At 39.7% G+C, this 21,774-nt stretch carries 27 protein-coding genes; 26 read left to right on the top strand and 1 reads right to left on the bottom strand.

Annotated features, from left to right (window positions below; all coding sequences use genetic code 11):
• The first annotated feature begins 45 nt into the window (after positions 1–45).
• The 4 genes from fusA (at position 46) to MKY51_RS17400 (ending at position 6,799) form a co-directional block, all read left to right on the top strand.
• Positions 46–2,124, top strand: a complete 2,079-nt coding sequence (fusA, locus tag MKY51_RS17415) for an elongation factor G (RefSeq protein ID WP_339174407.1) — start codon at positions 46–48, stop codon at positions 2,122–2,124.
• Positions 2,125–2,264: 140 nt separating this feature from the next.
• The gene (gene tuf / locus MKY51_RS17410) at positions 2,265–3,452 is read left to right on the top strand and encodes an elongation factor Tu (RefSeq protein WP_079523494.1); all 1,188 of its coding nucleotides are present in this window, start codon (positions 2,265–2,267) and stop codon (positions 3,450–3,452) included.
• 201 nt (positions 3,453–3,653) lie between these two features.
• Complete coding sequence (locus MKY51_RS17405) at positions 3,654–5,831, top strand: malate synthase G (protein ID WP_339174406.1); 2,178 nt, start codon at positions 3,654–3,656, stop codon at positions 5,829–5,831.
• A 146-nt stretch (positions 5,832–5,977) separates the two neighbouring features.
• A complete protein-coding gene (locus tag MKY51_RS17400; RefSeq protein WP_339174404.1) occupies positions 5,978–6,799 on the top strand; it encodes a methyl-accepting chemotaxis protein in 822 nt (273 codons plus the stop codon).
• A 41-nt stretch (positions 6,800–6,840) separates the two neighbouring features.
• Here the strand turns inward: MKY51_RS17400 and MKY51_RS17395 are convergent, their stop codons facing one another.
• Positions 6,841–7,728 (bottom strand): LysR family transcriptional regulator, encoded by an 888-nt coding sequence (locus tag MKY51_RS17395; protein WP_339174401.1) that lies wholly within the window; start codon positions 7,726–7,728, stop codon positions 6,841–6,843.
• A 117-nt stretch (positions 7,729–7,845) separates the two neighbouring features.
• Between MKY51_RS17395 and MKY51_RS17390 the strand changes: the two genes are divergently transcribed.
• From MKY51_RS17390 to rplF, 22 genes are all read left to right on the top strand, one after another.
• Positions 7,846–8,526: a response regulator transcription factor gene (locus tag MKY51_RS17390; RefSeq protein ID WP_339174399.1), complete on the top strand. Its 681-nt coding sequence runs from the start codon at positions 7,846–7,848 to the stop codon at positions 8,524–8,526.
• Entirely contained in the window at positions 8,523–9,494 is a 972-nt protein-coding gene (locus tag MKY51_RS17385) for a sensor histidine kinase (protein WP_339174397.1), read from the top strand. The genes MKY51_RS17390 and MKY51_RS17385 overlap by 4 nt, the downstream gene beginning before the upstream one ends.
• A gap of 96 nt (positions 9,495–9,590) precedes the next feature.
• Positions 9,591–10,352 carry an ABC transporter ATP-binding protein gene (locus tag MKY51_RS17380; protein ID WP_339174396.1) on the top strand — a complete coding sequence of 254 codons (762 nt, stop codon included), beginning with the start codon at positions 9,591–9,593 and terminating at the stop codon, positions 10,350–10,352.
• The gene (locus tag MKY51_RS17375; protein WP_339174394.1) at positions 10,342–12,324 is read left to right on the top strand and encodes an FtsX-like permease family protein; all 1,983 of its coding nucleotides are present in this window, start codon (positions 10,342–10,344) and stop codon (positions 12,322–12,324) included. The genes MKY51_RS17380 and MKY51_RS17375 overlap by 11 nt, the downstream gene beginning before the upstream one ends.
• Before the next feature lie 125 nt (positions 12,325–12,449).
• Positions 12,450–13,769, top strand: coding sequence for a Na+/H+ antiporter NhaC family protein (locus MKY51_RS17370; protein ID WP_339174391.1), 1,320 nt, complete (start codon positions 12,450–12,452; stop codon positions 13,767–13,769).
• A gap of 361 nt (positions 13,770–14,130) precedes the next feature.
• Positions 14,131–14,439: a 30S ribosomal protein S10 gene (gene rpsJ, locus MKY51_RS17365; protein ID WP_008406970.1), complete on the top strand. Its 309-nt coding sequence runs from the start codon at positions 14,131–14,133 to the stop codon at positions 14,437–14,439.
• 51 nt (positions 14,440–14,490) lie between these two features.
• Entirely contained in the window at positions 14,491–15,120 is a 630-nt protein-coding gene (gene rplC / locus MKY51_RS17360; protein ID WP_008406969.1) for a 50S ribosomal protein L3, read from the top strand.
• A gap of 27 nt (positions 15,121–15,147) precedes the next feature.
• The gene (rplD, locus tag MKY51_RS17355; RefSeq protein WP_339174388.1) at positions 15,148–15,771 is read left to right on the top strand and encodes a 50S ribosomal protein L4; all 624 of its coding nucleotides are present in this window, start codon (positions 15,148–15,150) and stop codon (positions 15,769–15,771) included.
• The gene (rplW, locus tag MKY51_RS17350; protein WP_008406966.1) at positions 15,771–16,055 is read left to right on the top strand and encodes a 50S ribosomal protein L23; all 285 of its coding nucleotides are present in this window, start codon (positions 15,771–15,773) and stop codon (positions 16,053–16,055) included. Before rplD ends, rplW begins: the two co-directional genes overlap by 1 nt.
• A gap of 43 nt (positions 16,056–16,098) precedes the next feature.
• Positions 16,099–16,929 carry a 50S ribosomal protein L2 gene (rplB, locus tag MKY51_RS17345; protein ID WP_008406964.1) on the top strand — a complete coding sequence of 277 codons (831 nt, stop codon included), beginning with the start codon at positions 16,099–16,101 and terminating at the stop codon, positions 16,927–16,929.
• Between the two features lie 60 nt (positions 16,930–16,989).
• Positions 16,990–17,268, top strand: coding sequence for a 30S ribosomal protein S19 (gene rpsS / locus MKY51_RS17340; protein ID WP_004233637.1), 279 nt, complete (start codon positions 16,990–16,992; stop codon positions 17,266–17,268).
• A gap of 22 nt (positions 17,269–17,290) precedes the next feature.
• The gene (gene rplV / locus MKY51_RS17335) at positions 17,291–17,635 is read left to right on the top strand and encodes a 50S ribosomal protein L22 (RefSeq protein ID WP_008406963.1); all 345 of its coding nucleotides are present in this window, start codon (positions 17,291–17,293) and stop codon (positions 17,633–17,635) included.
• A 3-nt stretch (positions 17,636–17,638) separates the two neighbouring features.
• Positions 17,639–18,295 (top strand): 30S ribosomal protein S3, encoded by a 657-nt coding sequence (gene rpsC / locus MKY51_RS17330; protein ID WP_339174384.1) that lies wholly within the window; start codon positions 17,639–17,641, stop codon positions 18,293–18,295.
• Position 18,296: 1 nt separating this feature from the next.
• The gene (gene rplP, locus MKY51_RS17325) at positions 18,297–18,731 is read left to right on the top strand and encodes a 50S ribosomal protein L16 (protein WP_008406960.1); all 435 of its coding nucleotides are present in this window, start codon (positions 18,297–18,299) and stop codon (positions 18,729–18,731) included.
• On the top strand, positions 18,721–18,921 hold the full coding sequence (gene rpmC / locus MKY51_RS17320; RefSeq protein ID WP_008406958.1) for a 50S ribosomal protein L29: 201 nt from the start codon (positions 18,721–18,723) through the stop codon (positions 18,919–18,921). Before rplP ends, rpmC begins: the two co-directional genes overlap by 11 nt.
• 18 nt (positions 18,922–18,939) lie before the next feature.
• A complete protein-coding gene (gene rpsQ / locus MKY51_RS17315; protein WP_079523483.1) occupies positions 18,940–19,203 on the top strand; it encodes a 30S ribosomal protein S17 in 264 nt (87 codons plus the stop codon).
• A 46-nt stretch (positions 19,204–19,249) separates the two neighbouring features.
• The gene (rplN, locus tag MKY51_RS17310; protein ID WP_008406955.1) at positions 19,250–19,618 is read left to right on the top strand and encodes a 50S ribosomal protein L14; all 369 of its coding nucleotides are present in this window, start codon (positions 19,250–19,252) and stop codon (positions 19,616–19,618) included.
• Between the two features lie 37 nt (positions 19,619–19,655).
• Entirely contained in the window at positions 19,656–19,964 is a 309-nt protein-coding gene (rplX, locus tag MKY51_RS17305; protein ID WP_191701161.1) for a 50S ribosomal protein L24, read from the top strand.
• A gap of 28 nt (positions 19,965–19,992) precedes the next feature.
• A complete protein-coding gene (gene rplE, locus MKY51_RS17300; protein WP_079523482.1) occupies positions 19,993–20,532 on the top strand; it encodes a 50S ribosomal protein L5 in 540 nt (179 codons plus the stop codon).
• Between the two features lie 21 nt (positions 20,533–20,553).
• Positions 20,554–20,739 (top strand): 30S ribosomal protein S14, encoded by a 186-nt coding sequence (rpsN, locus tag MKY51_RS17295; protein WP_076496371.1) that lies wholly within the window; start codon positions 20,554–20,556, stop codon positions 20,737–20,739.
• Between the two features lie 30 nt (positions 20,740–20,769).
• The gene (gene rpsH / locus MKY51_RS17290; protein WP_008406947.1) at positions 20,770–21,168 is read left to right on the top strand and encodes a 30S ribosomal protein S8; all 399 of its coding nucleotides are present in this window, start codon (positions 20,770–20,772) and stop codon (positions 21,166–21,168) included.
• 31 nt (positions 21,169–21,199) lie between these two features.
• Positions 21,200–21,739, top strand: a complete 540-nt coding sequence (gene rplF, locus MKY51_RS17285) for a 50S ribosomal protein L6 (protein WP_339174377.1) — start codon at positions 21,200–21,202, stop codon at positions 21,737–21,739.
• The last annotated feature ends 35 nt before the right edge of the window (positions 21,740–21,774 follow it).

Genomic DNA, 21,774 nt, shown 5'->3' with positions numbered 1-21,774 from the left:
TTTACCATCTATACAGTTAACCCAATATGGAAGGAGAAATTTCCTATGAAACGCGAATTCTCTCTAGAGAATACACGTAATATTGGGATCATGGCTCACATTGATGCTGGTAAAACAACAACTACTGAGCGTATCCTTTATTACACTGGTAAGATTCACAAAATCGGTGAAACTCATGATGGCGGTTCTCAAATGGACTGGATGGAGCAAGAACAAGAGCGTGGTATCACAATCACTTCTGCTGCAACAACAGCTCAATGGAATGGTCACCGTATTAACATCATCGATACTCCAGGACACGTAGACTTCACTGTTGAAGTTGAACGTTCTTTACGCGTACTTGATGGTGCTGTAACAGTATTAGATGCTCAATCAGGTGTTGAGCCTCAAACTGAAACAGTATGGCGTCAAGCTACAACATACGGAGTTCCTCGTATCGTATTCATCAACAAGATGGATAAAATGGGTGCAGACTTCTTATATTCTGTAGGTACATTACATGAGCGTTTACAAGCTAATGCTCACCCAATCCAATTACCAATCGGTGCTGAAGATGAGTTCCGCGGAATTATCGATTTAATCGAAATGAACGCTACTTTCTACGGTAACGACGAAGGTACAGATGTAACTGTAGGAGAAATTCCTGCAGAATTCATGGATCAAGCTGAAGAGTACCGTGAGAAATTAATCGACGCTGTTGCAAGTGTTGATGAAGAACTTATGGAGAAATACTTAGAAGGCGAAGAAATTACTAAAGAAGAATTAAAAGCAGCAATCCGTAAAGCTACTATCGCGGTAGAATTCTACCCAGTACTTTGTGGTACAGCATTCAAACACAAAGGTGTTCGTAAAATGCTTGATGCGGCTGTTGATTACCTTCCAGCTCCAACAGATGTAGAAGCTATTAAAGGTACTGACGTTGATGGCGACGAAGAAATCATCCGCCATTCTTCTGATGACGAGCCATTCGCAGCTCTTGCATTCAAAGTAATGACAGACCCATTCGTAGGTAAGTTAACATTCTTCCGTGTGTACTCAGGTACATTGGATTCAGGTTCTTACGTACAAAACTCTTCTAAAGGTAAACGTGAGCGTGTAGGTCGTATCCTACAAATGCACGCTAACTCTCGTGAAGAGATTTCTAAAGTATTCGCTGGTGACATCGCTGCTGCTGTAGGTCTTAAAGATACTACAACAGGTGATACTCTATGTGACGAGAAAAACCTTGTTATCTTAGAGTCAATGGAATTCCCAGAACCAGTTATCTCTCTTTCTGTAGAACCAAAATCTAAAGCTGACCAAGATAAAATGGGTCAAGCTTTACAAAAACTACAAGAAGAAGATCCAACATTCCGTGCACATACTGACACTGAAACAGGTCAAACAATCATCTCTGGTATGGGTGAACTTCACCTTGATATCTTAGTTGACCGTATGAAACGTGAATTTAAAGTTGAAGCTAACGTGGGTGCTCCAATGGTATCTTACCGTGAAACATTCCGTAGCGAAGCTAAAGTTCAAGGTAAATTCTCTCGTCAATCTGGTGGTCGCGGTCAATACGGTGACGTAACGATCGAGTTCTCTCCAAATGAAGAGGGTAAAGGTTTCGAATTCGAAAACGCTATCGTTGGTGGTGTTGTACCTCGTGAATACATCCCTGCAGTAGAAGCGGGTCTACGTGACTCTCTTGACCGCGGTGTTGTTGCTGGTTACCCACTAATCGACATTAAAGCAAAATTAGTATTCGGTTCTTACCATGACGTTGACTCAAGTGAAATGGCGTTCAAAATCGCTGCATCTATGGCATTAAAAGAAGCAGCTAAAAAATGTAACCCAGTTATCTTAGAGCCAATGATGAAAGTTGAAGTTGTAATTCCAGAAGAGTACCTTGGTGATATTATGGGTAACATTACTGCTCGTCGCGGTCGCGTAGAGGGTATGGAAGCTCGTGGTAACTCTCAAGTAGTACGTTCTATGGTTCCACTATCTGAAATGTTCGGATATGCTACAACTTTACGTTCTGCAACTCAAGGTCGCGGTGTATTCTCAATGGTGTTCGATCACTATGAAGAAGTACCAAAATCAATTGCAGAAGATATTATCAAAAAAAATAAAGGTGAATAATTGAAATTTCACCTTGCATCAAGTATAAATAATTTGTAAGCTATGATTGACTGACTATAGATGGGGCCCGTTTATAGTCGGCATCTTAGAATAAATAATTTTAAAAAAAATAAAACATATCTCTGAGGAGGCATTTTCTAATGGCTAAAGAAAAATTTGACCGTTCAAAAACGCATGCTAACGTTGGTACAATCGGACACGTTGACCATGGTAAAACAACTTTAACTGCTGCTATCGCAACAGTTCTTTCTAAAAAAATGGGTGGTGCAGCTAAATCTTACGCTGACATCGACAACGCTCCAGAAGAAAAAGAGCGCGGTATCACAATCAATACTTCTCACGTAGAGTATGAAACTGCAACTCGTCACTATGCACACGTTGACTGTCCAGGTCACGCTGACTATGTTAAAAACATGATCACTGGTGCTGCACAAATGGACGGCGGTATCTTAGTAGTATCTGCTGCTGACGGCCCAATGCCACAAACTCGTGAGCACATCTTACTTTCTAAACAAGTAGGTGTTCCTTACTTAGTAGTATTCATGAACAAATGTGATATGGTTGACGACGAAGAATTATTAGAGTTAGTAGAAATGGAAATCCGTGACTTACTATCTGAATATGACTTCCCAGGCGACGATGTTCCAGTAATCAAAGGTTCTGCATTAAAAGCTTTAGAAGGCGAAGCAGAATGGGAAGAAAAAATCGTTGAATTAATGGACGCTGTAGATTCTTACATCCCAACTCCAGAACGTCAAACTGACAAACCATTCATGATGCCAGTAGAGGACGTATTCTCTATCACTGGTCGTGGTACAGTAGCAACTGGCCGTGTTGAACGTGGTCAAGTTAAAGTTGGTGACGTTGTAGAAGTTATCGGTATCGAAGAAGAAGCTAAAACTACAACTGTAACTGGTGTAGAAATGTTCCGTAAATTATTAGATTACGCTGAAGCTGGTGACAACATCGGTGCTTTATTACGTGGTATTGCTCGTGAAGATATCCAACGTGGTCAAGTATTAGCTAAACCAGGTTCAATCACTCCACACACTAACTTCAAAGCTGAAGTTTATGTATTATCAAAAGAAGAGGGTGGACGTCACACTCCATTCTTCTCTAACTACCGTCCTCAGTTCTACTTCCGTACAACTGACGTAACTGGTATCTGCATGTTACCAGAAGGCGTAGAAATGGTTATGCCTGGCGACAACATCGAAATGACTGTTGAATTAATCGCTCCAATCGCTTTAGAAGAAGGTACTAAATTCTCTATCCGTGAGGGTGGCCGTACTGTAGGCGCTGGCGTAGTAGCATCTATCCAAAAATAATTTTAGCTAATCGCTAATTTTCAAAAACACCTTGCAGGGACGCTTGCAAGGTGTTTTTTTTGTACCCTTTATAGCGTAAAAGCATAATGTTTATTCAATATATGTATTTCATTTATATATCATGACTCTTGTATAATGAAACGTAAGAACAGGGGATTCTAATGAATTATTAGAAATGTTCATTTAAAAGGGGGATTTATAGTGACAAATTATGTGCAAGTGGGAAACTTACAAGTAGCAGAAGTATTATTTCAGTTTATTAATGAGCGAGTTTTACCGAATAGCGGAGTAGAGCAAACGGCATTTTGGAACGGATTTGATCAGCTTATTCATGAGCTGGCACCGGAAAATAAGGCATTGCTTGCTAAACGGGATACACTGCAAACACAAATTAATGAATGGCATAAAGGAAATAAGGGGAATTTCCAATTTGCCGACTATAAATCATTTTTAGAAGAAATCGGTTACTTAGAACCAAAAGTAGAAGATTTCAAAGTGGAAACAGAGAATGTGGATACAGAAATTGCATATCAGGCAGGTCCGCAGCTCGTTGTACCTGTTAGCAATGCACGTTATGCGATCAATGCAGCAAACGCACGTTGGGGAAGTTTCTATGATGCCCTTTATGGTACGGATGCTATCAGTAGTGAAGATGGTGCAGAAGCAGGCAAAGGTTATAATCCGATTCGTGGTAATAAGGTAATTGCGTATGCTAAAAAGTTTTTAGATCAAGCTGCTCCTTTAACAGCAGCTTCACATAAAGAAGCGACATCCTATAAAATTGTAGAAGGTAAACTAGTCATTACACTTACAAATGGTGAAACAACGACATTGAATGAACCTGAAAAGTTAGTTGGCTATCAAGGAACGGCAGAACAGCCGACTGCAGTTTTACTGAAAAATAATGATTTACACATTGAAATTCAAATAGACCGTAACCATCTAATCGGAAAAGATGATGCAGCTGGTGTAAAAGATATTTATTTAGAGTCTGCAATCACAACAATTATGGACTGCGAAGACTCGGTAGCGGCAGTAGATGCAGAAGATAAAGTGGAAGTTTATGCGAACTGGTTAGGCCTAATGAAAGGCGACTTGACGGCAACTTTTGAAAAAGGCTCTAAAACCGTAACACGTACATTAAATCCTGACCGTGTATATACGGGAGTTAATGGTGAGACAGTAACATTAAACGGACGTTCGTTAATGTTTATCCGCAATGTAGGACACTTAATGACAAATCCGGCTATTTTAGATAAAGATGGCGGTGAAGTGCCTGAAGGAATAATGGATGGTGTCGTAACGAGCTTAATCGCGAAGCATGAAGTGATTGGCAATGGTCAGTATAAAAACTCGCAAAAAGGTTCTATTTATATCGTAAAACCGAAAATGCATGGCTCAAAAGAAGTAGCCTTTGCGAATAAACTGTTTGAGCGTGTAGAAGATTTAATTGGGTTGGAACGTTTCACTTTAAAGATTGGTGTTATGGATGAGGAGCGTCGTACATCACTTAACTTGAAAGCATGTATTCGTGAAGTGAAAAACCGGATCGTATTTATCAATACCGGATTCCTGGATCGTACTGGTGATGAAATTCATACATCGATGGAGGCAGGCCCAATGATTCGCAAAGGCGATATGAAAACTTCAACATGGCTTACTTCATATGAGAAATCGAATGTCATTGTTGGGTTAAATGCAGGCTTGCAAGGACGTGCACAAATCGGTAAAGGAATGTGGGCAATGCCGGACTTAATGGCGGATATGATTGAGCAAAAAATCAATCATCCGAAAGCAGGGGCAAATACTGCCTGGGTACCATCGCCGACAGCCGCAACGTTACATGCAACGCATTACCACGAAGTAAATGTAAAAGATGTTCAAAAAGGTATTGTGACATCGGAAGATTTACAGGATGCGATTTTGGAAATACCGGTAGCGGCAAATACAGACTGGTCACCGGAAGAAATTCAAAACGAGCTTGATAATAATGTACAGGGAATTCTAGGCTATGTTGTTCGCTGGGTAGAACATGGAGTGGGTTGTTCGAAAGTGCCGGACATTAATGATATCGGCTTAATGGAAGACCGTGCAACACTGCGTATTTCAAGTCAGCATGTAGCAAACTGGCTGCATCACGGAATTTGTACGAAAGAGCAAGTAGAGGAATCATTGAACCGCATGGCAAAAGTTGTTGATGAACAAAATGCCGATGATCCGGATTACTCGCCTATGTCAGCAAACTATGAAGGTTCCGTAGCATTCCAAGCGGCAAGTGAATTGATATTTAAAGGTTATAATCAGCCAAACGGCTATACAGAACCGATTTTACACAAAAAGCGTATTGAAGCTAAAGCAAAACAAAAAGTAAACGCGTAATTTTCTAAGTGACTACTATTTCTTCTGAAATAGTAGTCTTTTTCATTTAAATGATAAAAATAAGTGCGGATTCACTTAATATATAGGTGAAATGGTATAATAGTCATAATATAGTAATTTAAGTAATAGGAAAGAAGAGAATCAAAATGCAAAACAGAATAGAATCCTTAGATGCGCTTATTTCAATGATTTCAGTTATGAAAGAAGCAATTCCGACAGAATTATCAATTGCCGTATGTGATCTTGAAAAGTTTATAGCCTATTTCCCTGCAAAAGATTTAGATCTGAAAATACAAGTAGGTCAACAATTGAATCATGATGAACCGCTCATGATTGCATTGAAGAAAGGCCGACGTTTAGAAGCAGTTGTACCCGCGGATTATTATGGTTTTGAATTTATCGGAACTGCAACGCCATTATACGATCAAACAGGTAAAACCATTGGAGGAATTGCTGTCCAAGTAAGAAAGCATTCTGAATTAATAGAAATTTCCCAAGCAATAACGGGTTCTTTAACACATGCAAATGAACAGATCGTCAATATAGCGGGTGGTTCTACAAGCTTAAAAGAGTCGGCAAATGAGTTACTGCAACAATCGAAACAGGCTGAAAAGAATGTTCAACACACTTCCGAAATTTTATCATTGTTGAAGCGTATGGCAGACCAAACGAATCTGCTCGGTTTAAATGCCGCAATCGAAGCTGCCCGTGCAGGCGAAAAAGGGAAAGGTTTTGAAGTCGTAGCGACGGAAATCCGAAAGTTTTCAAAAGAAACAATTGAATCTACACAAAAAATTAGAGAAACGATGGATCAAATCAACGAGGCTACACAAAAAATTACAACCTCCATTGCTCAAATTTCCACTATCGGAACATTACAGAGCGAGTCCATTCAACAAGTTTCCGATTTTGTAAAGGAAATCCAAGTGATGTCTACACAATTAAATGAATATGCCAATAAATTATAAAATGGTTGCCTAGAGATACTGAAACTTTCTAGGCAACCATTTTATTTAGAAACGAATTCACGGGCAAGTTTAATAAATTCCCGTACTGCGAAAGGTAAGTATTTATTTTTCTTCCACGTAACCCCCAGCTCAAGATAAATCTCTTCTTCCTGAAAAGGGATGCATTTAATCGATTTGTAAGGGATTTTTTCAGCTAGCTTTTTCGGAAGCAGCGCAATCCCCAGTTTTGCCTGAACCATTTCGATAAATAAGTCTTTTTGCGTTGTTTCACAGGCAATTGTAGGGAAGAATCCATGTTTTGAGCATTCCTCGGTAATGCGGTCATATAAAATGAAATCTTTCCGGTAAATAATAAAGGTTTCGTTTGCCAGTTCACTTAGCTGGATTGTCTTCTTTATTGCCAAAGGGTGACTCTCATGGACGATTAACATTAATGGATCTTTTAAAAATCGGATCGTTTCCAAAGACTCGTTCGTCGAAGTCACACTGCATACTAATCCGACATCCAGTTCACCTGCTTCAATTTCCTGGCGTATGCGCTTTGTTCCGACTTCTGTTAATAAAATTTCGATATATGGATTAAGCTCTTTATAATAGCTGATTAATTTTGAAAAAAATTCGGCGCCTACGATTGGTGGTATCCCAATGCGAATTTGGCCTTTCTTTAATTCCATCAAATCCGTTAATTCCGAGCGCAGGTTTTGAAATGATTCAAGTACTTGCATCGAATTCACAAGAACGGCCTGACCGGCATCCGTCAGCTCAAGCTGTTTGGATGAACGGTAAAATAAAGGTACGCCCAGTTCTGACTCAAAGTTTTGAATTGCTTTACTAATGGATGGCTGTGATACGTGCAGGGTTGCCGCTGCCTTCGTAAAACTTAAATGCTTGGCTACTTCAACAAAGTATTCGATTTGGCGTAAGTCCATTTTTCTTTTCCACCTCTTCACCTGTAATTCCTTTAATTGAATTGATTATAGCAAAGTTTGTAACGGTTGGATTGCTTGTTTTTGTATAATGGGAGTATATAGAAGGAGTGATGTTCTTTGAAGGTACTATTAATAGAAGATGATGTCTCCATATTTGAATTGATAGGCGAACGATTAGCACAGTGGAATATACAAGTAATTGGACCGAAAGATTTTCAACATATAATGGTAACTTTTAATGAAGAAGAGCCTCAGCTTGTTATTATTGATATTCAATTGCCAGCATTTGACGGTTTCCATTGGTGTCGTGAAATAAGGGCAGTATCAAACATCCCTATTTTATTTCTTTCCTCACGTGATCATCCAATGGATATGATTATGGCGATGCAAATGGGAGCGGATGACTTTGTGCAAAAACCTTTCCATACTGAAGTATTAGTCGCAAAAGTACAAGCGTTGTTGCGTCGTGCTTATAATTATCAGGAAACACAGCAAAGTGATTTTGAAAGATGGAATGGTGCCGAGATTCATTATGACCGCGCGACTGTTCATTATAAAGAGCAACAGATCGAGTTAACGAAAAACGAGCTGTTTATATTAAAGGTGCTGGTCAAGGCAAAAGGACAAATCGTCTCCCGTGATGAACTTATGCGTAAATTATGGGATGATGAACGCTTCGTAAATGATAATACATTAACGGTCAACGTAAACCGTTTACGCCAACGTTTAGAGGATATTGGTCTTTTCAATGTCATAGTGACGAAAAAAGGTCTTGGCTACATGGCGGTGAATGAATGATCCGTTTGTTTATAAGACAATATTTATCCGCCATCTTCTTTGTTATCCTGCTTCAGCTGCTTATGAATCTGATATTATTCCTCGACACTGGATTCCATGGGGTTTCTTTACTTTATTTAAACATTATCTGGTTTACACTTGTAGCAGGTTATTTCAGTTTACGCTATGTGAAAGACAGGAAGTTAATGAAGCCCTATTCGAAGTTTAGTGGAACTTACTATGATGTTATTCATGAAGATTATAAAGAACAGCTCGCTGATAAGAATATAAAAATACAAGAACAAAAGCAGATCGTATTAGAAAGACAGGACGAGCTTTTAGCATGGGTACATGAAATGAAGTCCCCATTAACAGCAATGCAGCTATTGATGGAAAAAGTCGAGAATGGTGAAGTGAAGGAGCGCATCGAAAATGAATGGCTGCGCCTTTATTTATTATTAGATCAGCAGCTTCATGCAACACGTCTAATGACTATCGAGCTAGATAACCGTATTGAAAAAGTAAAGGTGAAGGATGTACTGATTCAGGAAATTAAAGCATTGCGCAGCTGGTGTTTTGAAAAGCAGCTCGCCATTGATCTGGAAGTGGATAATCTAACTGTACAATCAGATGCAAAGTGGCTAGGTTTTATCGTAAGGCAAATTTTATCGAATGCGGTTAAGTATAGCCATATCGGGGGAGAAATTAGAATATCGTCTCAAATCGTTAAGGAGCAGGCAGTTCTTATCGTTCAAGATGACGGAATCGGTATAAAGCGTGAAGATTTGCCGCGAGTATTCCGGAAATCCTATACGGGAACAATTGGTCGTGAAACGAGTGCTGCAACAGGAATGGGGCTGTACCTTGCTAAACAGGCAGCACAATCACTGCATATTGTTCTGGCAATCGAATCAACAGAAGGGGCAGGTACCACTGTTAAGGTTACTTTCCCTATTATGAATGACTATCAAAAAACGCTTGGAATGTGACGAACTTGTCACTTACCACGCGTTTTTGTCATGTAAATCAAACGATTCCCGGTAACGGAACATGTAGAATGAAAGTAACAAGAAAGGGTGGAAACGATGAGCATTTTAATCGCACGTAAAATTCGAAAAACATATGGCAAGCGCGCTCTTGCACAGGAAGTTTTAAAGGGCATAGATTTGGAAGTGGAAAAAGGTGAATTTGTCGGTATTATGGGTGCTTCAGGCTCGGGCAAAACAACATTATTAAATGTACTGTGCTCCATAGACCAGGTGACAGACGGATTTGTTGAAATCAATGGACAAAAGCTCCAAGGAATGAAGGAGCGTACATTGGCGAAGTTTAGACGCGATGAACTCGGTTTCATCTTCCAGGATTATAATTTACTGGACACATTGACGGTAAAGGAAAATATACTGTTGCCGTTATCGCTCAGCTCTATTCCAAAAGCGGCGGCGGAGCAACGTTTACAGGAGCTCGTAACAATTTTAGGGATTGGTGATATTTTAACGAAATACCCGAATGAGATATCCGGTGGCCAAAAGCAGCGAACATCGGCAGCAAGAGCCCTAGTAACTAATCCATCACTTGTATTTGCAGATGAGCCAACAGGGGCACTTGATTCAAAAGCCGCTACAGCACTGCTCGATAATTTAGAGAAAATCAATAAAGCAAAAAACGCAACGATCATGATGGTAACACATGATGCCATTGCAGCAAGCTTCTGTTCGCGTGTACTGTTTTTAAAAGACGGACAAATTTATACGGAATTGTATAAAGGGGATAAATCACGCAATGAATTTTTCCAGCAAATTTTGAATACGCAAAGTGTTTTAGGCGGTGAGCAGAGTGAAGCTTAATCAGCTTGTTTTTAAAAGCATGATAAAGAATATGCGTCACTATTATTTATACTTTTTCGCACTCATTTTCAGTGTGACGCTGTTTTTCTCATTTGTAACACTGCAGTATAATGAGTCGGTCATGGAAGCGACAAAAGCTAGCGGAACGGCAGCTTCAGGATTTGAAGCAGCATCTTATATGCTGTATTTTATCGTTCTATTCTTCGTACTGTATGCCAATCACTTATTTATTAAGCGACGCAGCAAGGAAATTGGATTGTATCAATTGGTCGGTATGACAAAAGGGCTTGTGACACGACTGATCGCCTTCGAAAACATTCTATTATTTGCCGGAGCAGTAAGCGTCGGAATTTTATTAGGCTTTTTAAGTTCACGTTTATTTGCGATGATCTTACTGAAGCTATTAAATTTTGAAGCGGTTGTCACTTTGAGTATCAATAAAGTCGCAGTTGTGAATACGTTATTCGTTTTTGGCATTCTGTTAGTAATTATTTTAATGCAAATGGCATTTATGGTGTACAGAACAAGTTTGCTTTCGCTATTTAACGCATCCAAGCAGGCAGACGAGCGTGTCAAACGCTTTAGCGTATTCCCTATGGTAATGGGTGCTATTGGATTAGCATTGATTATTTATGGCTACTATGAGAGTACGTTATTATTTACAGGACATACAACAAACTTATTTTTAAGCATGGTCATTATATTAGCGACGACAATCGGCGGAACTTACTTTGTCTTCCGCTATTCGGTTGCATTCATATTAAATTTGTTCCGTCTAAGAAAGAAAGGACATTTGAATTTAACCGATGTTCTGGCGCTTACACCAATTATGCATCGTATGAAGGGTAACGCTAAATCCCTGACACTCATTACTGTTATTACGGCAGTGTCTCTTGCCATTACGACTCTTTCCTACATTAGCTATTATTCGGCAAATAGTACGGCTGAAAATTCAGTACCAGCAGATTATATAATAGTAGATGGGCGTGGAGATGCATTCTTTGAAGCACTGGAGCAGAATGAAATTGCATTTGAGGAAAAGACATTTAGACTAACAAGCGCACAATTTGATATGTCGAAAATTTTCTCTGGTGAAACGGTCGAGATGCTTCAAGGCAATACAATGGCAGATGTGCTAATGATTCCGATTTCAGACTACCAGCAGATTGATCCTAATGCCCAGCTTTCTGAGAACGAAGCAATTATTGCCGGGTATAACGGCTTTCAGGCAAATATAATGCCGCTGGAAGCACCTTTAGATTTAACAATTTTGCATCAAGAACAACAATTTCCTTTAAAAGTTAAGGAAGTAAACGAGACAACGATTGTGGCGTGGCGTATTACGGCAGGTGGTTTTGTTGTTATCGTTGAAGACCATGTGTTTGAGCAGTTACAACAGCTAAACGAGGAACATGCAATCGGCTACACAACACAAGAGCAGACATCGATTAACCTGGTTGATGCGGATGATGAAACATACAAGGTCACGGAAAAGCTTTATAAACAAACTGGTGCGAATATATTTACTGAAAGTGAAGATGGCGGTGAATTGAATAAAATCAGTTCTCAAAAAGCTACAGTTGAATACAATTTAAACCTTTACGGAACGACAATCTTCACAACGGCGTTTTTAGGTTTAGCCTTTTTACTGGCAACGGGCAGCATTTTATACTTTAAGCAAATGTCTGAAGCGGATGAAGAGATGGAATCCTATAAGATTCTTCGTAAAATCGGTTTTACACAAGAGGAGTTAACGCGCGGTATAATGATGAAACAGTTATTTAACTTTGGTGTTCCTCTACTGATCGGACTGTTGCACAGTTACTTTGCAGTGAAATCAGGCTGGTTCTTTTTCGGTACAGAACTGACAACGCCTCTACTTGTTACAATGGGATTATATATATTCATGTATATCGTATTTGCTGCATTAACAATCAATTATTACAGAAAAATAATAAAACAGGCTTTATAATACTTCAAACCGTCAATTTTCTCTTATTTGACGGTTTTATTTTCTATCTATCCGTTGACTCCTATGCAATTTTCTTGTAACTTTAACACATTAGTAATTTAGCAGACGAAAGTGAAGTGTACAACATGAATGCTGTTTTAATAGCGGTAGGAGTAATGCTTATTTTAAGCCTGCTGCGTATAAATGTAGTTTTATCCTTGACGATTGGGGCGATTATTGGCGGCCTTGTCGGCGGATTAGATATAACAGAGACAATCAAGGCCTTTGTAGACGGTCTTGGCGGGGGAGCAACAATCGCGCTAAGCTATGCACTGCTTGGTGGATTTGCACTTGCAATATCTCGCACTGGTATACCGGAAGTATTAGTAAAAGCGATTTTAAAAATTGTACAGCGTGAAGGCGATTCCCAAAAGAAAGGTGCTGCCAAAGCATTAATCTTCTTAGTACTATTGGCAATGGCAATCATGTCGCAAAACCTGATTCCGGTGCATATCGCATTTATTCCATTGATCGTACCGCCGATAATCAAAATTATGAACATGCTGCAAATTGACCGCCGTTTAATCGCATGTATTTTAACGTTCGGTTTAGTTATGCCGTATATGTTCATACCAGCAGGGTTCGGTTTAATTTATCAGGGTATTATTGTCGATCAGATGGCTATAGCAGGGCTTGACGTTACTTTGAGCGATGTTCCTAAGGCAATGGTCATTGTAGCGTTAGGGATGGCTGTAGGGCTTGCAGGTGCCTTTATTGCCTACCGTAAACCGAGACAATATGAAAACATCGAACTTGAAACAACGAATGATTTAAATAAAGAAGTAAATACATTACACATTATTTTTGCGGCAGTAGCGTTAATTACTTCTATAGTAGTACAAGTAATGACAGATTCAATGATTGTCGGATCGATTGCCGGTATTCTCATTTTATATATTACTGGTGCACTAAAAGTAAAAGAAGCCGATCAGGTTCTATCAGATGGAATGCGTATGATGGCGTTTGTCGGGTTCGTTATGATATCAGCGAATGGATTTTCCGCTGTTATCAATGCTACAGGGGATGTTGAAACACTAGTATCCGGTGCAATGGACATCTTCGACGGGAATGTAAGTATAGCAGTTTTAATTATGTTAGTTGTAGGTTTAATTGTAACAATAGGTATCGGTTCTTCATTTGCAACGATTCCAATCATTGCAGCTATCTTTGTTCCAATTGCAATGGAACTGGGACTAAGTGAATTAGCTATCATTTGTTTAATCGGAACAGCGGGTGTTCTAGGTGATGCTGGTTCCCCGGCATCCGATTCAACATTAGGTCCGACAGCAGGGCTAAATGTCGATGGACAACATAATCATATTTGGGACACATGTGTACCGACATTTATCTTCTATAATATTCCGCAGATCATTTTCGGCTGGATTGCAGTCGTTTTCTTCCTATAGTAATAGTCGTCGCTTTCAGCAAATAGAAAGCGGCGTTTTTTTCGTTTTCTAGACCGTTAGTTTTCAGAATAATATATTTAAAACATATTACTCCCTTTTCAGTTGCTTTCATCGTCAGAAACTTATATACTAATAAACGGCTCAAAAAGAGCGAACCTATTTATAAAGAATAAAACATTATGAAAAGAATTTTGCTAAAAGACTTGCGAACTTCTTTTTTATTGTATATAATGTTGAATGTTGGTCTTTGACTGCGATGAAGCGAGAGGTTGCCGACACACCCGGCCGCTTTGCCATGGCGGTGTGTAGGAGAAATTTTCGTGGAGAATGTCTAGAAAATAGGCGAGAAGGAGGGAAAGTAATGGCAAAACAAAAAATTCGTATTCGTTTAAAAGCATATGATCACCGTATCCTTGATCAATCTGCTGAGAAAATCGTTGAAACTGCGAAACGTTCAGGTGCTGGAGTATCGGGTCCGATCCCACTACCAACTGAAAGATCTGTATACACGATCTTACGTGCGGTTCATAAGTACAAAGATTCTCGTGAGCAATTTGAAATGCGCACACATAAACGTCTTATCGACATCGTTAACCCGACACCACAAACTGTTGATGCGTTAATGAAGCTTGATTTACCATCTGGCGTTGATATCGAAATCAAACTTTAATGGTAAAAACAAATATAAAACTTTTTCTAAAATTTACAGGAGGTGTGACAAATGACTAAAGGAATCTTAGGTAGAAAAATTGGTATGACTCAAGTTTTCGCTGAAAACGGAGATCTTATCCCAGTAACAGTAATCGAAGCTACTCCAAACGTAGTTTTACAAAAGAAATCTGTTGAAACTGATGGCTACGAAGCGATCCAATTAGGTTTTGAAGACAAGCGCGTTAAGCTTTCAAACAAACCTGAACAAGGTCACGTAGCAAAAGCAAATACTGCTCCTAAGCGCTTCATCCGTGAGTTCCGCAACTTAGAAGCTGCGACTTACGAAGTTGGTCAAGAAGTCAAGGTTGAAATTTTCGCTGAAGGCGATGTAATCGATGTAACAGGTGTAACAAAAGGTAAAGGTTTCCAAGGTGTTATTAAACGTCACGGACAATCTCGCGGCCCTATGTCTCACGGTTCTCGTTACCACCGTCGTCCTGGTTCAATGGGTCCAGTTGCCCCGAACCGCGTATTCAAACAAAAGAAATTACCTGGTCAAATGGGTGGCACAGTTGTTACTATTCAAAACCTTGAAATCGTTAAGGTTGACGTAGAGCGCAACTTACTACTTGTTAAAGGTAATGTTCCTGGTTCTAAAAAAGCATTAGTAACAGTTAAAACTGCTATTAAATCAAAATAATTCTCTTAAAGAAAGGAGGAAACAGGAATGACAAAGGTTTCAGTACTTAGTCAAACAGGTGCTTCAGTTGGTGAAATCGAATTAAACGATGCGATTTTCGGAATCGAGCCAAACGAAGCTGTATTATTCGACGCTGTAGTTGCACAACGTGCTTCTTTACGTCAAGGTAATCACAAAGTTAAAAACCGTTCTGCAGTTGCTGGTGGTGGTCGTAAACCATGGCGTCAAAAAGGAACTGGTCGTGCTCGTCAAGGTTCGATCCGCTCTCCACAATGGCGTGGTGGTGGTGTTGTATTCGGTCCTACTCCACGTAGCTACTCTTACAAACTACCTAAGAAAGTTCGCCGTTTAGCAATTAAATCTGCTTTATCTGCGAAAGTATTAGAACAAAACGTAGTAGTACTTGATGCATTATCATTTGATGCACCAAAAACTAAAGATTTCAAATCAGTATTAGCTGCTTTAGAAATCAACAAAAAAGCATTATTCGTAACTGCTGAAGTTAACGAAAACGCTATTTTATCTGCTCGTAACATCCCTGGTGTTACAGTGTTAACAGCTGAAGGAATCAACGTATTAGACTTATTAGGTCACGATAAAGTTGTATTCACTCAAGATGCTGTAAAAAAAGTTGAGGAGGTGCTTGGATAATGGAAGCACGTGATATCTTAAAACGTCCGGTCATTACTGAGCGTTCTTCAGAAATTATGGCAGAGAAAAAGTATACTTTCGAAGTAGACACTCGCGCTAACAAAACTCAAGTTAAAGACGCTGTTGAAGAAATCTTCGGTGTTAAAGTTGAGAAAGTAAACGTAATGAACTACAAAGGTAAGTTCAAACGCGTTGGTAAATTCGGTGGATACACTAACAAACGTCGTAAAGCGATTGTTAAATTAACTGCTGATTCAAAAGAAATCGAGTTATTCGAAATCTAATTCTAAATTTATATAAGTAACCTTTAAGAAGGAGGGAATACAAATGGCGATTAAAAAGTATAAGCCAACCTCAAATGGTCGTCGTAACATGACGTCATCTGACTTTGCTGAAATCACTACTAATAAACCTGAAAAGTCTTTATTAGAACCGACTAAACGCAAAGCTGGTCGTAACAACCAGGGTAAAATTACTGTTCGTCATCACGGTGGCGGTCACAAGAAACAATACCGTGTTATCGATTTTAAACGTCTTAAAGACGGCATTCCAGGACGCGTTGCTACAATCGAGTACGATCCAAACCGTTCTGCGAACATCGCTTTAATTAACTATGCTGACGGTGAAAAACGTTACATCTTAGCTCCGAAAGGTCTTGAAGTAGGTCAAACTATTTATTCAGGTCCAGAAGCGGATATCAAAGTAGGTAACGCATTACCACTAGCAAACATTCCAATGGGTACAACAATCCATAACATCGAAATGAAACCTGGTAAAGGTGGACAATTAGTACGTTCAGCTGGTACTTCTGCGCAAGTATTAGGTCGTGAAGGCAAGTACGTAATCGTTCGTTTACAATCTGGTGAAGTACGTTTAATCCTTGCTACTTGCCGTGCAACAATCGGTCAAGTTGGTAACGAACAACACGAACTTATCAACATCGGTAAAGCAGGTCGTTCTCGTTGGTTAGGTAAACGCCCAACAGTACGTGGTTCTGTAATGAACCCTAACGATCACCCACACGGTGGTGGTGAAGGACGTTCTCCAATCGGACGTAAATCTCCAATGACACCATGGGGCAAACCAGCTCTTGGTTACAAAACTCGTAGCAAGAAAAATAAATCATCTAAATTTATTATTCGTGGACGTAAAAAATAATGTGGTAAAACTACGGTTCAGTTCGAGAGCCGTGGTCGTATCACGGAGGGAGGTTCCTAAATGGGTCGCAGCTTAAAGAAAGGACCTTTTGTTGATGACCACCTAATGAAAAAGGTGGAAGCACAAGAGGCTTCTGAGAAAAAACAGGTTATTAAAACTTGGTCTCGCCGTTCTACTATCTTCCCAAACTTCATCGGTTTAACAATCGCTGTATATGATGGACGTAAACACGTTCCTGTATACGTAACTGAAGATATGGTAGGTCATAAACTTGGTGAGTTCGCACCAACTCGTACTTATAAAGGTCACGGTGCAGATGACAAGAAAACAAGACGCTAATTTTGAGAGGAGGTAAATCCTAATGACACAAGCTAAAGCTATCGCTCGTACAGTTCGCATCGCTCCTCGTAAAGTACGTCTAGTAGTAGACTTAATCCGAGGCAAGCAAATTGGTGAAGCAGTTGCAATTTTACGTCATACTCCAAAAGCGGCGTCTCCAGTCGTTGAGAAAGTATTAAAATCTGCAGTTGCTAACGCTGAACATAACTATGAGTTAGATGTTAATAACTTAGTTGTATCTGAAATCTTTGTTGATGAAGGTCCAACATTAAAACGTTTCCGTCCACGTGCACAAGGTCGTGCGTCGGCAATCAACAAACGTACAAGCCACATTACAATCGTGGTATCTGAGAAGAAGGAGGTTTAATCCGTGGGTCAAAAAGTACATCCAATAGGACTACGTGTTGGTGTTATTCGTGACTGGGAGTCAAAGTGGTTCGCTGAGAAAGACTACGCTAACTTATTACACGAAGACATCAAAGTACGTAAATATATCGAATCTAAACTTAAAGATGCATCTGTATCTAAAGTAGAAATCGAACGCGCTGCAAATCGCGTAAACATCACTATTCACACTGCGAAACCAGGTATGGTTATCGGTAAAGGTGGTACGGAAGTTGAAAACTTACGTAAACACTTAACTGAAGTAACTGGTAAACGTGTGCATATCAACATTATTGAAATCAAACGTGCAGATCTTGACGCTAAATTAGTAGCTGAAAACATCGCTCGTCAACTTGAGAACCGCGTATCATTCCGTCGTGCTCAAAAACAATCAATCCAACGCACAATGCGCGCTGGTGCAAAAGGTATTAAAACACAAGTATCTGGTCGTTTAGGTGGCGCTGATATCGCGCGTGCTGAACACTATAGTGAAGGAACTGTTCCGCTTCATACATTACGTGCTGACATTGATTATGCACATGCAGAAGCTGATACTACTTACGGTAAACTAGGCGTTAAAGTTTGGATCTACCGTGGTGAAGTCCTTCCTACTAAAAAGAACTCTGTGGAAGGAGGCAAATAATATGTTATTACCTAAACGCGTAAAATATCGTCGTGAACACCGTGGTAACATGCGTGGAGAAGCGAAAGGCGGTAAAGAAGTATCTTTCGGTGAGTTTGGCTTACAAGCTACAACAGCATCTTGGATTACAAACCGTCAAATCGAATCTGCTCGTATCGCAATGACTCGTTACATGAAACGTGGCGGTAAAGTTTGGATCAAAATCTTCCCACATAAACCTTACACGAAAAAGCCTCTAGAAGTCCGAATGGGTTCTGGTAAAGGTTCTCCTGAAGGTTGGGTAGCAGTAGTAAAACCAGGAAAAGTAATGTTCGAAATTGCTGGTGTATCTGAAGAGGTAGCACGTGAAGCACTTCGTTTAGCATCACACAAACTTCCTGTTAAATGTAAGATCGTAAAACGTCAAGAAACTGGTGGTGAATCTAATGAAAGCTAATGAAATCCGTGACCTTGCCACTAACGAAATCGAATTAAAAGTGAAATCACTGAAAGAAGAGCTTTTCAACCTTCGCTTCCAATTGGCGACTGGTCAATTAGAAAACACAGCTCGCATCCGTGAAGTTCGCAAAGCGATCGCACGTATGAAAACTGTGATTCGTGAAAGAGAAATCAGTGCAAATAACTGATAAAGGAGGGTTTTAAGTATGACTGAGCGTAACCAACGCAAAGTTTACACGGGCCGTGTTGTTTCTGACAAAATGGATAAGACAATTACTGTTTTAGTTGAAACTCACAAAAAGCACAAGCTTTATGGCAAGCGTGTAAAATACTCGAAAAAGTTTAAAGCTCATGATGAGCAAAACACTGCGAATATCGGTGATATCGTACGTATCATGGAAACTCGCCCGCTATCAGCTACTAAACGCTTCCGTTTAGTTGAAGTTGTAGAAAAAGCGGTTATTATTTAATAACACATTTCGGAATAAAATATATTTCCGAAGGGAGGTAACCTAAGTGATTCAACAAGAAAGTCGTATGAAAGTTGCTGACAACTCAGGTGCACGTGAAGTTTTAACTATTAAAGTACTTGGTGGTTCTGGACGTAAAACTGCAAACATCGGTGATATCGTTGTTTGTACGGTTAAGAAAGCAACACCAGGTGGCGTTGTCAAGAAAGGTGACGTTGTTAAGGCTGTTATCGTTCGCACAAAATCAGGTGCACGTCGTAAAGACGGTACTTACATTAAGTTTGATGAGAATGCTTGCGTAATTATCAAAGATGATAAATCACCACGCGGAACTCGTATTTTCGGACCAGTTGCACGTGAGTTACGTGATGGCAACTTCATGAAAATCGTTTCTTTAGCTCCAGAAGTTCTTTAATTTCATGACAGTACCAATCAAGGAGGTGCGACACATAATGCATGTTAAAAAGGGCGACAAAGTAAAAGTAATTACTGGTAAAGACAAAGGTAAAGAAGGCGTAATCTTAGCTGCTTTCCCTAAACAAGACCGAGTTCTTGTTGAAGGTGTAAACATCGTTAAGAAACACGTTAAACCTAACCAGCTTAACCCACAGGGTGGAATTGTATCTCAAGAAGCTGCAATCCACGTTTCGAACGTAATGCTAATCGATCCTAAATCTGGCGAGCCGACTCGTGTAGGTATTGAGATCAAAGATGGCAAAAAAGTTCGTGTTGCAAAAAAATCAGGTGTAGTAATCGACTAATAAGTAAATTGAGAAGGGAGGTACACACATGAGCCGCCTAAAAGAAAAATATTTAAACGAAGTTTCACCTGCTCTTATGAGCAAGTTCGAATATAAATCAGTAATGCAAGTTCCTAAAGTGGAGAAAATCGTAATCAACATGGGTGTTGGTGACGCTGTTCAAAACTCTAAAGCTCTTGATGTAGCTGTTGAAGAATTAACAACAATCACTGGTCAAAAACCAGTAGTAACTAAAGCGAAAAAATCTATCGCAGGTTTCCGTTTACGTGAAGGTCAAGCGATCGGTGCTAAAGTTACACTACGCGGTGAGCGTATGTATGAATTCCTGGATAAATTAATCTCTATCGCACTTCCACGTGTACGTGACTTCCGTGGTGTTTCTAAAAAAGCATTCGACGGTCGCGGTAACTATACATTAGGTGTTAAAGAGCAACTAATTTTCCCAGAAATCGATTACGATAAAGTTTCAAAAGTACGCGGTATGGACATCGTGATCGTAACTACTGCGAATTCTGACGAAGAAGCTCGCGAGTTATTAACACAGTTCGGTATGCCGTTCCAAAAGTAATAAAATAAGGAGGGCGAAGACGTGGCAAAAAAATCAATGATCGCTAAACAACAACGCACGCAAAAATTTAAAGTTCAAGAATATACACGTTGTGAACGCTGTGGCCGTCCACACTCTGTATACCGCAAATTTAAACTTTGCCGTATTTGTTTCCGTGAACTTGCATATAAGGGACAAATTCCTGGCGTTAAAAAAGCCAGCTGGTAATCCCCTAATTTGGGAAGGAGGTAAATTTTCATGACAATGACTGATCCGATTGCAGATATGCTTACACGCATTCGTAATGCGAACATGGTTCGTCACGAGAAGTTAGAGGTTCCTGCTTCTAACGTAAAGAAAGAGATCGCTGAAATTTTAAAGCGTGAAGGTTTCGTACGTGATGTAGAATATGTAGAAGACAACAAGCAAGGTATCATCCGTATTTTCTTAAAATACGGTAAAGAGAACGAGCGTGTTATCACTGGTCTAAAACGTATTTCTAAACCAGGTTTACGTGTATATGCTAAAACAAACGAAGTACCTAAAGTATTAAACGGTCTTGGTATCGCTTTAGTATCTACTTCAAACGGTTTATTAACTGACAAAGAAGCTCGCGCTAAACAAGTTGGCGGAGAGATCTTAGCATACATTTGGTAATTAGTAAGAAAAGAACGGAGGTGCAATATAAATGTCTCGCGTAGGTAAAAAAGTTATCGAGGTACCTGCTAACGTAACAATTGAAGTCGCTGCTGGCAACTTAGTTACTGTTAAAGGTCCTAAAGGCGAATTAACTCGTCAATTCAACCAAGATATGAAAATCGAGCAAGAAGGCAACACACTTTCTGTTGTTCGTCCTTCTGATTCTAAAGAACACCGTACAAACCACGGTACAACTCGTGCGTTACTAGCTAACATGGTAACTGGTGTTTCTGAAGGTTTCACTCGTACTCTAGAACTTGTTGGTGTAGGTTACCGTGCACAGTTACAAGGTACTAAGCTTGTACTAAACGTTGGTTATTCTCACCCAGTTGAGTTCACACCTGAGCAAGGTTTAGAGGTCGAAGTTCCTTCGAACACTAAGATCGTTGTTAAAGGTATTTCTAAAGAGCGTGTTGGTGCATTAGCATCTAACATCCGTGACGTACGTCCACCAGAGCCATACAAAGGTAAAGGGATCCGTTACGAAGGTGAATTCGTTCGCCGTAAAGAAGGTAAAACAGGTAAATAATGCGGCGTAAAACCGCATTAAATTTTGAAAGGAGT

Source organism: Solibacillus sp. FSL R5-0691 (assembly GCF_037974225.1).
GTDB lineage: Bacteria > Bacillota > Bacilli > Bacillales_A > Planococcaceae > Solibacillus.
The sequence above is the reverse complement of the archived record's forward strand: the minus strand, read 5'-3'. Positions and strand labels throughout refer to the sequence as shown.